Raw genomic sequence first — 13,937 nt, forward strand, 5'->3', positions numbered from 1 at the left:
CCGGGACCGGATTCAGGACCGGTAGCGCGACGCCAGCCGTGGCGTCTGCGCGCCGAACGCGGCCAGGTCGGCCTGGAAGACCGCGTCCAGCAGCGACGGGTCCTCCAGGCCGGGCGCGGTGACGACCTCGCCGAGCGCGACGCCGGCCAGCGCGGCCGTGACCACGTCCTCCGCGGACATGCGCGGCACCGCGGACAGGTCCATGCCCTGCACGGAGTGGAACTCGGTGGCGACGATGCCGGGGCAGACCACGTGCGCGCCGACGCCGGTGCCGGCCAGCTCGCCGTGCAGCGTCTGCGTCCAGGCGACCAGGTGGGCGAGCGTGCCGGTGTAGATCGCGCGGGCCAGCTGCCCGGACGGCGCGGGGCCGCCGAACGCGAGCATCCCGGCCACGGTGATGATCGTGCCGGCGCCGCGGGCCAGCATGCCGGGCAGCGCCGCGCGGGTCAGCATGGTGGGCGCGACGACCTTGACGCCGACCAGTTCGCGGGCGTGCGCGACCGGCAGCTCCGCCATCGGGCCGTAGTGCGAGACGCCCGCGTTGTTGACCAGCAGGCTCAGCGGCCGGTCCGCGGCCAGCGCGGCGACCGCGCCGATGCCCTCGTCCGAGGCCAGATCCGCCACGACGACCTCGACCCGGACCGTGGTGAGTGTCGATGCGAGCTCCTCCAGCCGATCCTTGCGGCGGCCGACCACGATCAGGTCGTGACCGTCCGCGGCCAGGCGCTCCGCGAACGCGCGGCCGATGCCGGAGGACGCGCCGGTGACAAGTGCAGTGGACATGCTGACTCCTTGGTCAGGTACATGGACAGGACCCACGATCCGTCGCACACCGCAGCCCAGCCAGAGCCCTGACAGGACCCCCTCAACCCGGCGGTACGCGGCCTACGCTCGGAGCATGACCGATGAGCCGAACCTGCTGGGCGCGTTTCTCCGGGCCCGTCGCGAGCTCGTCACCCCGGAGGAGGCCGGCATCCCGGTGCTGGGCGTCCGGCGGGTGCCGGGCCTGCGCCGCGAGGAGGTGGCGATGCTGGCCGGGATCAGCGCGGACTACTACCTGCGCCTGGAGCGCGGCCGGGACCGGCACCCGTCCGTGCAGGTCCTGGAGTCGCTGGCCCGGGTGCTGCGGCTGGACGAGGACTCGCGCGCCTACCTGCTCGGGCTGGGTGCGGACAAGCCGCGCCGGGCCAGGCGCCGCCGGGTGGAGACGGTGCCGCCGAGCACGGCGAAGCTGGTCGCGATGCTGCCGCTGCCCGCGTTCGTGGAGGGCCGCTGCATGGACGTGCTGGCCGTGAATCCGCTCGCGACCGCGCTGTCACCCCGGCTGGTCCCGGGCGCGAACCGGGTGCGGGACGTGTTGCTCGACCCGGCGGAGCAGACGCTGCTGCCGTACTGGGAGCAGGCCGCGGTGACCATGGTCGCGCACCTGCGGGAGGCGATCGGCGCGGACACGGACGACCCCCGGTTCATCGAGCTGGTCGGCGAGATGTCGCTGGCCAGCCCGCTGTTCCGGCGGTTGTGGGCGCGGCACGACGTGCGCCCCCGGACCGGCGCGGTCATGCCGTTCGTCCACCCGCAGGTCGGCGAGATCACGCTGAACCGGGAGAAGCTGCACGTCAGCGGCACGGACGGCATCATGCTCGTGGTCTACCACCCGGACGCCGGGACGGAGAACGAGGAGAAACTGGCCCTGCTCGGCGCGCTGAGCGCTCAGAAGCTGCTGCCCACCTCCACGTAGCCGCCGTTGTCGACCGACTCCTGGATCGACAGCATCAGGTCCAGCACGTGCAGCGCCCGCTCGCCGGAGGCCGCGTGCGGCACGCCGGCCCGGATCGCGCGTGCCATCTCGGTGACGCCGAATCCGCGTCCGACGTGCGGATCGTCGTGCTCCGCGGGCAGCTCGGCCCACTCCTGCGCGCCGCGGCGCAGGATCCGGCCGTTGGCGCGGTGCGCGTTCGGGTCCGGGAGCGCGAGCGTGGCCTCGGTGCCGGTGAGCTCCAGCAGGCCGGTCCGGGCGAGCGGCGAGTCGAAGCTCATCACCAGCGTCGCCACCGGCCCGTCCGTGAACTCGATCAGCGCGGTCACGTGCGTGGGCACCTCGACGTCGAACGCGGTGCCGGCCTTCGGGCCGCTGCCGATGGTCCTGCTCGCGAACGCCCGCCGCCCCTGCGCGACCACGCGCCGGGCCGGGCCGAACGCGGCCGTGAGCGCGGTCAGGTAGTACGGCCCGATGTCGAACAGCGGGCCGGCGCCGTGCTGGTAGAGGAACTCGGGGGAGGGGTGCCAGGACTCCGGCCCCGGGCTCTGCATGATCAGCAGTGCGCTCTGCGGCGTGCCGATGCCGCCGTCCGCGGCGAGGCGCAGCGCGGTCGCCATGCCCGGGGCCAGGAACGTGTCGGGCGCGCCGCCGACGCGCACGCCGGCCGTGGCCGCGGCCGCGAGCATCCGGGCACCGGAGGTGCGGTCCAGCGACAGCGGCTTCTCGTTGTAGACGTGCCGGCCCGCGTTGATCGCGTCCGCCGCGACCAGGTCGTGGGCGGCCGGGACGGTCAGGTTGACGACCAGCTCCACGTCCGGGTGCGCGATCGCCGAGGGCACGTCCGTCGCGGCCGGGACGCCGTACTTCTCCGCGACCTCGGCCGCGCGGGCCGCGTCCAGGTCCGCGCAGGCGAGCACGCGCACGTCGTCCGGGTAACCGGCGAGCGTCCGGAGATATTGGTGGCTGACCGTGCCGCAGCCGATGATCGCGAGACCGACCGGGCCGCTCATCGCAGCGCCGCCGCGCTCGTGGCCAGCGCCGTCAGCATGTCGGTGGCGCAGCGGTCCAGTTCCACGACGCGCTGCGCGTCCGGCGCGGCCGCGAGCGAGGCGGCGATCGGGACCACACCCTCGCCGACCGCGGTCATCGGGCCCTCCACCGTGGCCGGGCCGTCCTTGACGTGCAGGAACCGTACCCGGTCGCCGAGCCGGCCGAGCAGCGCCGGGACGTCCGCGCCGCCGGTCGCGGCCCAGTAGAGGTCCACCTCGAGCAGCACGTCCGGCGCGAGCAGGTCGGCCAGCACCTCCAGCGCGGGCACGCCGTCGATCAGCGTGCCGACCTCCCAGTGGTGGTTGTGGTAGCCGAACCGCACGCCGGTCTGCGCCGCGCGGACCGAGGCCGCGTTGAGCTGCTGCGCGGTGTCCGCCACGGCCTCGCGGGTGGCGAACCGCTCCGGCGGCAGGTAGGCCTGGATGAGCGTGTCCGTGCCGAGGACCGGCGCGGCGGCGAGCGCGGCGTCCGCGTCGTCGCCGAGCAGGTCGGTGTGGGCGCTGCACACGGTCAGGCCGGCCGCGTCGAGGTCGGCGCGCAGGCCGTGCGGGTCGACGTGCACGCGGAACGGCTCGACCGCGTCGTAGCCGGCGTCGGCGAGCAGGCGCAGCGTGGCCGGGCGGTCGTCGGTGAGGTGGTCCCGGACGCTGAAGAGCTGGACAGCCAGGGTCATGGCCGATTCTCCCTACCAAGATCGTTCTTGACGGGATGTCGAAATCTCGCATCGAGTCTTGTCGAATCAACGCGGCGCGTCCAGATCACAGTCGAAGAAGATCCAAATACGCTCTGTAGCTGCGTAATTTCGGGCCGTGGTGGCGTCGCATCCGCCTTTCGGTTCGCCTCGACTCCACCCTTTATACCGATATTTCAAGGCATAAAGGTCAAAATCGGGCATGGGTACGGTAAAGCGCGCCGAAGCATGACGACGTGCCCGCTGTCAAGATCCTGCACGGAAGCCCGACAGTGCCCTACCTTTCAGCTCCCGGCCAACCACGACCGGCGACCGCTGAAGGAGAGTCCATGAGGACGAGCGTGCTGACCGGCGAGCCCCCGCTGGCCCTGCGCGTGCTGACCGCCGTCGCCGTCACCGCGGCCGCCGGCGTCATCACCGTGATCCTGCTGGCCAACGCGCTCTCGTTCTGGCTCGACGGTGGCCGCGTGACCGCCAACGTGCTGCTCGGCGCCGGCATCCTGCTGCTGGCCGCGTCCGGCGCGGTCTGGCACCGGGTGCTGCCCGCGGTCCGCTGGCTCGGCGTCCCGGTCGCGCTCGGCGTGGTGGCGCTGTTCTGGGACCTGCTCATCGCGTTCCTCCCCGCGTGAGCCCGGCGATGAACAACCTTCCGCTCGGACTGCGCATCTTCGCCGCCGGTGCCATCATGGCGGCCGGCAGCGTGCTCACCATGGTGCTGCTGGGCATGGGCCTGGTCGCGATCTTCTCCGGCAGCACGCCGCTGCTGATCCTCAGCCTCGGCGGCGCGCTGCTCGGGCTCGTCGGGTCGGCCGTCGCCTGGTTCCGCCTGCTGCCCGCGGTCCGCTGGCTGGGTGTGGTGTTCGCCGCCGGCGCGCTGCCGCTCGGGTGGCTGGTCTTCGCCGGCGTTCTGGCCGGCTGACGCCGTACCCGCGAGGATTTTTCGGCTTGTCGGGCCTTCACTCATCAGAGTGGCGCTCTGATCATGGGATGTTAGCGTGATCGGGTGCAGACCAGTCGGCGGGCGGAATATGCGGAGGCGACGCGCCAGGCGATCATCGCGGCCTCGCGTGAGCTCTTCGTCTCCAAGGGCTACGTGAAGACGACCGTCAATGAGATCGCGAGGTCGGCGCGGGTCGCGCCGGCCACCGTCTACGCGGTCGGCGGCGGCAAGCAGGACCTGCTGCGCACCGTGATCCGCAACGGCGCCGCGGACTGCGCGATGTCGCCGACGATCACCGCGGTCGCGGAGACCCTCGACCCGGACGAGGTGCTCCGGCTGACCGTGCGCATCACCCGCGAGTCCTTCGCGGAGTGGGCCGACCTGATGCGCGTGGTCGCGGACACCGCGCCGCACGAGCCGGCCGCGGCCGAGAGCCTGCGCCTGGTCCACGAGAGCCAGCGGGCCGCGCTCACCTCCGCCGCGCGCCGCCTCGAGACGCTCGGTGCGCTGCGCGTGGACGTGCGCGAGGCCACCGACGTGCTCTTCTACTACCTCGGCAACGCCTCCTACTTCACGCTGACCGGCGACAACGGCTGGTCCCTGGAGGACGCGGAGCGCTGGCTGCTCGGGGCGCTGCGGCGCGCGCTGCTCTGACGCGCGGTTGCCGCCCGGTGCCATCCTGTGACGTATGGAGCCGTGGCGCGCGGCGGTGATCGACGGCATCCGGGATCGGTACCGGGATGCCGGACTGACGCCGCCCGCCCGCGTCGTGTGGGCGTCCTCACCGCTCGCCGGTGTGCTGATCGCCCGTGACCTGCAGGAGAGGGACGCGAAGCCGCGGACCGTCCGGCGCCGGTGGCGCCGATGGGCGGCCGACTCGGCCCTGTTCGGCGCCGTGTTCTCGCTGACCTGGGGACTGATCGTGGTGATCTCCGCGGCCGTGCTCGGCTTCGGGCAGGACCGGATCTTCTTCCAGAGCGGCGAGCTGCTGATCATCCGGATGCCGCCGGCCACGCTCCACTACACCTGGCTGGGCATCGCCTGGGCCGGCGTCGCCTCCTGGGCGTGCGGGCTGATCTGGGCGCACGTCCACCGGCACGACCTGGACTGGAGGCGTGACGGGGGAACCGGGACCCCGATCGACGCCGTACCGCTGGCGGCGATGGCCGCGTTCTTCCCGTTCCCGGTGCAGGTGCCGATCCTGGTGCTGGCCGGCGCGTGGATCGGCGCCGATGCCACGCCGGTTGCGGTCGGCCCGGTCTGGTGGCGATGGGCGTTCCCGATCGCGGTGATCACGGCGATGATCGTCGCCGGCACGCTGCTCTCCGCGCTGTCCGCGCTCTGGTGGCCGGACATGCCGTTGCTGATCGATCCGGCCCGGCGCGCGGTCATGGACACGCCGGACCCGGTCGCCGCGCCGATCCTCCGCGAGGCGATCCGGACCACCGAGCGCCTGGCACCGTCCACTGCGGACCGCCGGGCGATGCGCGCGGCGAGCAGACGGCGCAGACGGAGACCGCCGCGCCATGCCCCGATCAACGCGCTGCCCGTCCGGCCCGAGTGGCTCCCGGAATCCGCGGACGAGGCGGACCGGACCGCCTGGTGGTGGCCGCATACCGCGTTCGTCGTGATCTCCGTGCCGCCGGTCGTCGTGCACACCGAGCAGGCCGGACGCGCCCGTCGCCTGCACCACCTGCACGGCCCGGCGATCGCCTGGCCGGACGGCTTCCTCCGCCACTACGCGCACGGCACGCTGATCCCCGCCTCACTGACCGAGCGCGACTGGGACGTGGACGAGATTCACCGGCACCCCAACACGGAGGTACGCCGGGCCGCGATCGAACGGATCGGCTGGGATCGCTACATCGGCCGCGCGGGCTGGCGGCTGGCCGCGTCCGCGCCGGACCCGGCGAACCCGCCGCACGAGCTGCTGCTCTACGCCGACCCCCGGGAACGCCTCGGCGACGTGCACGTGCTGGTCATGACGAACGGCAGCCCGGACCGGGACGGGCACCTGCGCCGGCACGCCGAGACCGTGCCGGCCTCGATCACCGACCCGGTCGAGGCGGCGGCCTGGCAGTACGGCTGTGACGTGGAGACGTACCGGCAACTGGAACGCCGGACCTGACACCGCACCGGAGGAGACCGATCATGCACACCTACCGCACCGCGCTGGCGCTGGCCGGCGTCTCCGTCCCCGAGCACCTCGCCGCGGACACGGAGGTGCCGATCTTGACCGGTCCACAGGCCCAGGGCGACCTGCTGGTGCTGCCCGGCACGCCACCGTCCGACGCACGCTGGGAGCCGGTCGGGGACGAGGGCGTGCAGGTCGTCCACGGTGAGGCGACGGGCAACACGCACTGGCTGCACCGCGGCTTCGACTCGCCCGGTGTGCGATGGGCGCCGGCCACCGGTCAGACGCTCGGCTTCCTGTTCGTGCCGGAGGGCCAGAGCGCACAGCTGATCCACACGGACGAGCACGGCGCGAACGGTGTCGGCGGCGGCACCTATCTGATCAACCGCAAGCGCGAGGCCCTGCCCACCTTCGTCTCCCGCGCGGAGCGTGACGCCCGTGACGCCCGTGATCGCTGGGCGGCCCGCGTCTCCTGGGTTAGTGATTGACAATCTTCGATGTAAGGTGATCGGGTCCCGCTTCCTCAGGCTCCCGGAGTGACCCGTGTCCATGCATATCACCCGCCGCGCGCTGCTCACCGGCGCCGGCGCCGTCGGCGCGCTCGCCGCGACCTCGTCCATCGCGCACGCCGCGCCCGCGCCGCCACGCGTCCACGTGGCCGGCGACTCCACCGCCAGCACCTATGCCGCCGGCCTCGCACCGCGCGCGGGCTGGGGGCAGGCGCTGCAGATCTTCCTCGCCGGCGGCGTCGCCGTGCGGAACGCGGCGCTGTCCGGCGCCAGCTCCAAGAGCTTCGCCGACGCCGGCCTGCTCGACGCGATCCTCGCCACCATGCGCGCCGGCGACGTCTTCCTGATCTCTTTCGGTCACAACGACGAGAAGGACGATCCGGAGCGCCACACCGATCCGGCCACCACGTTCAAGACCTACCTGAGCCGGTACGTCGACGGTGCACGTGCCAGGGGCGGGCGTCCGGTGCTGGTCACACCGGTTGAACGCCGCCGTTTCGACAGCGCAGGGCATGCCACGGTCTCGCACGGCGCCTATCCCGCCGCCATGCGGGAGCTGGCCGCCGCCACGTCGGTGCCGCTGATCGATCTGACCGCGCTGAGCCTGGCGCTCTGGGACTCGCTCGGCGTCGAGGGCACCAAGGACCACTTCCTGTGGCTCACGGCCGGCGAGTCGCCGAACTATCCGGCCGGGGTCGAGGACAACACGCACTTCCAGGCTCACGGCGCGATCGAGGTCGCGCGCCTCGTCGCCACCGGCCTGCGCGGGCTTCCGATCCTCCCCGCCCCGGCCTTCCGCCGCCTCACCACGGCGGGCCTGCCCGATTCGTTGATCGTGTGGCCCGCCTGACGGCCGGTCACAGGTCGAAGGCGTCCGGGTCGCTGACCGCGCTGTAGACGCCGGGGACGCCGGCCGGGGCGGGTGGGAGCGTGTCGGCGTACCCGTGCGGCTGTCCTTGGCGTGTCAGCGCGGGGCGGAATCCGGCGGCGGCAGCGTCCATCCAGGCCGTGAAGACGGCGCCGCCGGGCGCGAGCGCGGCACGGAGGGAGTTCGCGGGGATCTCCACGGCGGAGGTGCGCGGCGCGGGGGCGGCGGTCTGCCACCGCGTCCGGACCTCGGCCGCGACCTCGGCGAACGCGGCGCCGATCGGCTTCAGCGCGCCGTCGGCGCCGAACAGGCCGAGCGAGTGCTCCAGGTCCGGGAAGTCGCTCAGGCCGCGCCGCACGTCGTGGGAGCACCACCAGGTCACGCCCCAGAACGCGTCCGAGTCCGCGGCCGCGAGCACGGCCCGCCGGCAGAACTCCGGCGCGTCCGCCTCGTCGAGCACGCTCAGCGGCGCGCCGATCTCCTGGAGCCAGACCGGCCGGGCCGGATCGACCGCGTACGCCCGGGACAGCTCGATCAGGTACTCCGCGTGCCGGACGCTCTGCGGCGACATCGCGCCGTAGTGCTGCGCGGTCCCGTTGAAGATCCAGGAGTGGATCGTGGTCAGGTCACCCCACCGGCTCGCGTGCTCCGGCAGGAACGGATGCCCGTCCTGGTACCAGACCGCGTCGTACTCCGCGTGCACCCGCAGCCCGCGCCCGTCCGCCGGCACCGCGTCGAGCAGCGTGTCCAGCCACACGTTCACCAGCGACGGCGTGGTCGGCATCGGCGTCGGGTGCGGCGCGGACGAGAACTGGTTGACCTCGTTGCCCAGCGTGAGCCCGAGATAGTTCGGCAGGTCCGCCACCGCGGTGTGCAACGCCGCGACCAGCGCCGCCTGCGCCTCGATCGCGGGCCCGTCGGTGAACATGTTCCCGCGATGCCAGCTCGACAGCCACGACGGCAGGAAGTCGAAGCTCGACAGGTGGCCCTGCAACGCGTCCACGCTCGCGTCCAGCCCCGCCTCGCCGGCCAGCTCGACCACGCGCCGCACGTCGTCCAGCGCCCGCTGCCGGATCAGCGTCCGGTTCGGCTGCAGCACCGGCCAGAGCGGCAGCACCCGCACATGATCGAGACCCAGCCCCGCGATCGCGTCCAGATCCCGCCGCACCGCATCCCACCGCGGCGCCAGCCACTCATAGAACCAATCCCCCGAGGGTACGTAATTGACCCCGAACCGCGGCCCTAAGCTCACGTGCTCTCATCCCTCGCTGTCGTCCGATGCCCGCGAACACTAAAGCGCTTTAGTGGCGTCGTCAACGCCCGCCGTGCCACGCGCCGGAAGCCCTCGGCGGCGCGGCCTCGAGCCGGCCCGTCTCGGGCAGCAGCAGCCGGTCTGCTGATCTCCCGGCGTGGAGATCCGATCAACGGCGCTCTCACCCGAAATATCGGGATATAGAGGCTACGGCGATCGCCGTAGCCTCACCCACACACCGAAGGCTGACCGGAAATGGCCCACACCGCGGACCGAAGCCGAAGGATGTTGCGTCCTCCCGCACCTTCGGGCGGACTCGGTAGCGCCGCGGCAGGCATCGATGAATGGCCGCTACGGCGGCGGTAGGCGTCCTCAAGCCTTCAGTGACGTGTCACTCCCGGCGCAGTACCGGAGTCCGGTACGTCCAGGCAGGCCGGGGCGGTCTGATCGCGACTCGCGCCGCCTCGCGGGAGCGGCGACGGGAGTCGTGGCCTTGGGTCGGCCCGCGCGAACCGGCTCCGACGGGGCGGGGAAAGCGGAGCGCCGGCGAAGTCTTTGCCCGCCCCGAGGTTTGCCCGCGGGAGCATGCGGGCCGGACCACGCCGGAAGCGGGAAAATGATCTTCTGAATTTCGGTCTTACGGTCCGGCCGGTGCGCTCCACGCACGAATAATCACGACAAGGCGGCATCTGAGGTTGATGTTCAGGCTCGGAGGATCGGCACGCCGCGGGCGGTGAGGTGGTCAAGGGTGTCGTCGGAGGCGGGGGCGTCGGTGATGATGCCGGCGACGGCGTCGAGGGGGAGGACGGTGAAGCGGGAGGCGGCGCCGATCTTCTCGGCGCTGGCCAGGACGTAGGTGTCGGCGGCGCGCTGGGCCAGCGCGCGTTTCATGGCGGCCTCGTCGGGGTCGCCGGTGGTGAGGCCGGCGTCGGGGTGGACGCCGGTGACGCCGAGCAGGAAGACGTCGGCGTGGACGGCGGACGCGGCCTCGACCGCGGCGGCGCCGCACGCGACCATCGAGTGCTTGAACACGCGCCCGCCGAGCAGGTAGATCTCGACGTGCGGGTGGGTGCCGAGCGCGGCCGCGACCGTGGGGCTGTGCGTGATCACGGTGGCGGACAGCGTTGCGGGGAGCGCCTGGGCGACCGCGAGCGCGGTGGTGCCGCCGTCCAGGATCGCGGTGCTGCCGGGCGTGATCAGCGCGGCCGCCGCGACCGCGACCCGCTGCTTGCTGTCGACGGAGACGGCCTGTCGGGCGGTGTAGTCGGCGATCGCGGGGGAGGCGGGGAGCGCGCCGCCGTAGACGCGTTGGCAGAGGCCGGCGGCGGCCAGGTCGCGCAGGTCGCGGCGGATCGAGTCCTCGGAGAGGCCCAGCTCGGCGGCGATGTCCTTGGCGATCACGCGGCGGTCGCGGGCCAGGCGGTCGAGCAGCAGGGTGCGGCGTTGCGCGGCTAGCATGTGCACGTTCCTCCTTGATTTTTCACGATTACGCTAACATGGCTGCATGATCATGCATGTTCCTGGCGTTGACGTCCCCGATGCGCGCGGCCGCACCGGGCTGGACCGGACCGGCCGTGACCTGACCGGCAATCCCGGCGTGGTGGTGCGGGACGTGGAGCTGCTCGCGACCGCGTGGCACGTGCTGCGACGGACCACGTTCGACTACCGGCACGCGGACGGGCGCTGGACGCGGGAGCAGCGCGAGACCTACGACCGGGGCAACGGCGCGACGATCCTGCCCTACGACCTGGAGAGGGGGACGGTGCTGCTCGTGCGGCAGTTCCGCTATCCGGTCTACGTCAACGGCCATCCCGACGGGATGCTGCTGGAGACCGCGGCCGGCCTGCTGGACGACGACGCGCCGGAGGCGGCGATCCGGCGGGAGGCGGCGGAGGAGCTGGGCGTGACGCTCGGCGAGCTCACGCACGTGTTCGACGTGTTCATGAGCCCGGGGTCGGTGACGGAGCGGCTGCACTTCTACGCGGCGCCGTACACGCCGGGGAGCCGCACCACGGCCGGTGGCGGGCTCGCGGAGGAGGGGGAGGACATCGCGGTGGTGGAGCTGCCGTTCGCGGACGCACTGGCGATGATCCACGATGGCCGGATCGCGGACGCGAAGACCGTCATGCTGCTGCAATGGGCCGCTTTGCACGTGTTTCGGGCGCGCGCCTAGACGTTGACGTATGGAGATGTGTCGTTAACACTGTGGGCTCCGTGTTAGCGCTCACATGACCCCGGGAGTCAATGCATGTCCCGACGACGCATCCTCAGGGCCACCGGTGCGGCCCTGCTGCTGAGCACCGCGCTCCTGGCCGTGCCCGGCGCCTCCGTGGCCGCGCCGCAGTACACGATCACGCTGGACGCCGGCCGGAGCGGGGTGGAGATCCCCGACTCGATGTACGGCGTGTTCTTCGAGGACATCAACTACGCCGCGGACGGCGGGCTCTACGCGGAGCTGGTCCGCAACCGGTCGTTCGAGTTCCTGCCGGTCGACAACGGCGGGTTCACCGGGCTGACCGGGTGGACCAGCGCGGGCACGACCGTCAACGACGACGCGCGCCTCAACGACCGCAACCGGACGTATCTGAAGCTGTCCGGCGGGCAGGGGGCGACGAACGCGGGCTACAACAGCGGGGTCGCACTGTCCGCGGGTGCGCTCTACGACTTCTCGATCTGGGCGCGGACGGACGCGGGCAGCACGCCGCTGACGGTCACGCTGCACGACGCGGCCGGGGTGGCCCTGGCGAAGCCGTTGGTCCTGGCGGTACAGGGCGACGGCTGGGCGAGATATGCCGGGAGTTTCAGGGCGACCGGGACCACCGATGCCGGCCGCCTGACCGTGCGGACCGGGGGTGCCGGCACGGTCCGGCTCGACGAGATCTCGCTGTTCCCGCGGGAGACGTTCAAGAACCGGCGCAACGGGCTGCGCAAGGATCTGGCGGAGAAGGTGGCGGCGCTCGACCCGGGCTTCGTCCGATTCCCGGGCGGGTGTCTGGTCAACACCGGAAGCCACTATGGGTACGACGCGGCGTCGCACTACGAGCGGGCGCGGTCGTTCCAGTGGAAGGACACGGTCGGGCCGGTCGAGGAACGGGCGACGAACAAGAACTTCTGGGGCTACAACCAGTCGTACGGGCTGGGCTACTTCGAGTACTTCCAGTTCTCCGAGGACATCGGCGCGATGCCGCTGCCGGTGGTGCCCGCGCTGGTGACCGGCTGCGGGCAGAACCGGGCGACGAACGACGACGCGCTGCTGGCCCGGCACATCCAGGACACGCTGGACCTGATCGAGTTCGCGAACGGGCCGGTCACGTCGACGTGGGGCGGGCTGCGCGCGCGGATGGGCCACCCGGAGCCGTTCCACCTGACGCACGTCGCGGTCGGCAACGAGGAGAACCTCCCCGACGCCTACTTCGCCAATTTCACGAAATTTCGGGCGGCGATCGACGCGGCGCACCCGGACATCACCGTTGTGGGGAACACCGGGCCGGACGACACCGGCGTCACGTTCGACCGGCTGAGCGCGCTGAACAGGGCGGCCGGCACCGAGATGGTCGACGAGCACTACTACAACAGCCCGGCCTGGTTCCTGTCGCACAACGACCGCTACGACGGTTATGACCGCAGCGGGCCGAAGGTCTTCCTCGGTGAGTACGCGTCGCTGGACAACAAGCTGTTCAACTCGCTGTCCGAGGCCGCGTACATGACCGGCCTGGAGCGCAATGCGGACATCGTGCGGATGGCGTCGTACGCGCCGCTGCTGGCCAACATCGACCACGTGCAGTGGCGGCCGGACCTCATCTGGTTCGACAACGACGAGTCCTGGGGCTCGACCAGCTACCAGGTGCAGAAGCTGTTCATGACCAACGTCGGCGACCGCACGGTCCCGTCCACGCTGGCCGGCCCGGTGGTCACGCCGAAGCCGATCACCGGCGCGGTCGGGCTCTCCACCTGGGCGACCGCCGCACGGTACGACGACGTGCGGGTCACCACGCCGTCCGGCGAGGTGTTGTTCGCGGACGACTTCTCCGGCGGTGCGGACGCCTGGTCGCCGTTCACCGGGCGGGGCGCGTGGTCGGTGGTGGACGGCGCGTACGTGCAGTCGGACACGGCGGCGCAGGACACCATGGTGCGCGGCGCGGACATCACGGCCACGGACTACGACTACTCGGTCAAGGCCACGAAGATCTCCGGCGCGGAGGGCTTCCTGGTCGGGTTCGGGCTCAAGGAGACCGGCGCGTTCTACTGGTGGAACCTGGGCGGCTGGAACAACACCCAGGGCGCGGTGGAGAAGGGCGTCGGCGGCGCGAAGGAGCAGGTGCTCACGAAGCCGAACTCGGTGGAGACCGGGCGGACCTACGACCTGACCATCCAGGTCCGCGGCAACGTGGTGAAGCTGCTGCTGGACGGCGTGGAGTGGGGCGGGTTCACGGACGACATCCCCACGGAGCCGGTGGCGCAGGTGGTGACCCGCGACGACCGCACCGGGGAGCTGATCGTGAAGGTGGTCAACGCGCAGGACTCGGCCGCGGTGACCCGGATCGACCTGGGCGGGCTGCGGGTCAGGGACCGGGCGCGGATGACCGTGATCACCGGCGATCCGGCCGAGCAGAACACGCGTTCCGCCGAACCGATCCAGCCGGTGACGAGCACGATCACCGGCGTCTCGTCCGACTTCACGCGGACATTTCCGCCGAACTCGGTGACCTTCCTGCGGCTGCGAACCACGTGAGG

At 71.9% G+C, this 13,937-nt stretch carries 14 protein-coding genes; 9 read left to right on the plus strand and 5 right to left on the minus strand.

Translation table 11 applies throughout. From position 1 onward, the window contains the following. Window positions 1-12: 12 nt before the first annotated feature. Window positions 13-783: an SDR family NAD(P)-dependent oxidoreductase gene (locus OP04_RS03035; RefSeq protein ID WP_033337779.1), complete on the minus strand. Its 771-nt coding sequence runs from the start codon at window positions 781-783 to the stop codon at window positions 13-15. Window positions 784-898: 115 nt separating this feature from the next. On the opposite strand from OP04_RS03035, the gene OP04_RS03040 reads away from it, so the two are divergent. Then, the gene (locus OP04_RS03040; RefSeq protein ID WP_033337780.1) at window positions 899-1,738 is read left to right on the plus strand and encodes a helix-turn-helix transcriptional regulator; all 840 of its coding nucleotides are present in this window, start codon (window positions 899-901) and stop codon (window positions 1,736-1,738) included. Here OP04_RS03040 and OP04_RS03045 read toward each other — a convergent pair. Together OP04_RS03045 and OP04_RS03050 are read right to left on the minus strand one after the other, a co-directional pair. Next, window positions 1,711-2,769, minus strand: a complete 1,059-nt coding sequence (locus OP04_RS03045) for a Gfo/Idh/MocA family protein (RefSeq protein ID WP_051796990.1) — start codon at window positions 2,767-2,769, stop codon at window positions 1,711-1,713. The genes OP04_RS03040 and OP04_RS03045 overlap by 28 nt on opposite strands. After that, window positions 2,766-3,482: a sugar phosphate isomerase/epimerase family protein gene (locus tag OP04_RS03050; protein ID WP_033337781.1), complete on the minus strand. Its 717-nt coding sequence runs from the start codon at window positions 3,480-3,482 to the stop codon at window positions 2,766-2,768. The genes OP04_RS03045 and OP04_RS03050 overlap by 4 nt, the downstream gene beginning before the upstream one ends. 347 nt (window positions 3,483-3,829) lie before the next feature. Here OP04_RS03050 and OP04_RS03055 point away from each other — a divergent pair, with 347 nt between their 5' ends. The 6 genes from OP04_RS03055 (at window position 3,830) to OP04_RS03080 (ending at window position 7,933) form a co-directional block, all read left to right on the plus strand. After that, window positions 3,830-4,129 (plus strand): hypothetical protein, encoded by a 300-nt coding sequence (locus OP04_RS03055; protein ID WP_157239165.1) that lies wholly within the window; start codon window positions 3,830-3,832, stop codon window positions 4,127-4,129. 8 nt (window positions 4,130-4,137) lie between these two features. Next, entirely contained in the window at window positions 4,138-4,419 is a 282-nt protein-coding gene (locus OP04_RS03060; RefSeq protein WP_157239168.1) for a hypothetical protein, read from the plus strand. An 84-nt stretch (window positions 4,420-4,503) separates the two neighbouring features. Continuing rightward, the gene (locus tag OP04_RS03065; RefSeq protein ID WP_033337784.1) at window positions 4,504-5,094 is read left to right on the plus strand and encodes a TetR/AcrR family transcriptional regulator; all 591 of its coding nucleotides are present in this window, start codon (window positions 4,504-4,506) and stop codon (window positions 5,092-5,094) included. Window positions 5,095-5,128: 34 nt separating this feature from the next. After that, the gene (locus tag OP04_RS49080) at window positions 5,129-6,568 is read left to right on the plus strand and encodes a DUF6745 domain-containing protein (protein WP_051796991.1); all 1,440 of its coding nucleotides are present in this window, start codon (window positions 5,129-5,131) and stop codon (window positions 6,566-6,568) included. 23 nt (window positions 6,569-6,591) lie between these two features. Further along, window positions 6,592-7,062 (plus strand): hypothetical protein, encoded by a 471-nt coding sequence (locus tag OP04_RS03075; RefSeq protein ID WP_051796992.1) that lies wholly within the window; start codon window positions 6,592-6,594, stop codon window positions 7,060-7,062. Between the two features lie 61 nt (window positions 7,063-7,123). Next, complete coding sequence (locus OP04_RS03080; RefSeq protein ID WP_033338098.1) at window positions 7,124-7,933, plus strand: rhamnogalacturonan acetylesterase; 810 nt, start codon at window positions 7,124-7,126, stop codon at window positions 7,931-7,933. Window positions 7,934-7,940: 7 nt separating this feature from the next. Here the strand turns inward: OP04_RS03080 and OP04_RS03085 are convergent, their stop codons facing one another. Beyond that, window positions 7,941-9,119 (minus strand): glycoside hydrolase 5 family protein, encoded by a 1,179-nt coding sequence (locus tag OP04_RS03085; protein WP_051796993.1) that lies wholly within the window; start codon window positions 9,117-9,119, stop codon window positions 7,941-7,943. A 786-nt stretch (window positions 9,120-9,905) separates the two neighbouring features. Then, complete coding sequence (locus OP04_RS03090; RefSeq protein WP_033337785.1) at window positions 9,906-10,661, minus strand: DeoR/GlpR family DNA-binding transcription regulator; 756 nt, start codon at window positions 10,659-10,661, stop codon at window positions 9,906-9,908. A 46-nt stretch (window positions 10,662-10,707) separates the two neighbouring features. On the opposite strand from OP04_RS03090, the gene OP04_RS03095 reads away from it, so the two are divergent. Next, entirely contained in the window at window positions 10,708-11,376 is a 669-nt protein-coding gene (locus OP04_RS03095) for an NUDIX domain-containing protein (RefSeq protein WP_232323443.1), read from the plus strand. Between the two features lie 75 nt (window positions 11,377-11,451). After that, the gene (locus tag OP04_RS03100) at window positions 11,452-13,935 is read left to right on the plus strand and encodes an alpha-L-arabinofuranosidase C-terminal domain-containing protein (RefSeq protein ID WP_033337786.1); all 2,484 of its coding nucleotides are present in this window, start codon (window positions 11,452-11,454) and stop codon (window positions 13,933-13,935) included. Window positions 13,936-13,937: the final 2 nt, after the last annotated feature.

Origin of the sequence: Catenuloplanes japonicus (genome assembly GCF_000717135.1) — a bacterium.
Taxonomy (GTDB): Bacteria; Actinomycetota; Actinomycetes; order Mycobacteriales; family Micromonosporaceae; genus Catenuloplanes; species Catenuloplanes japonicus.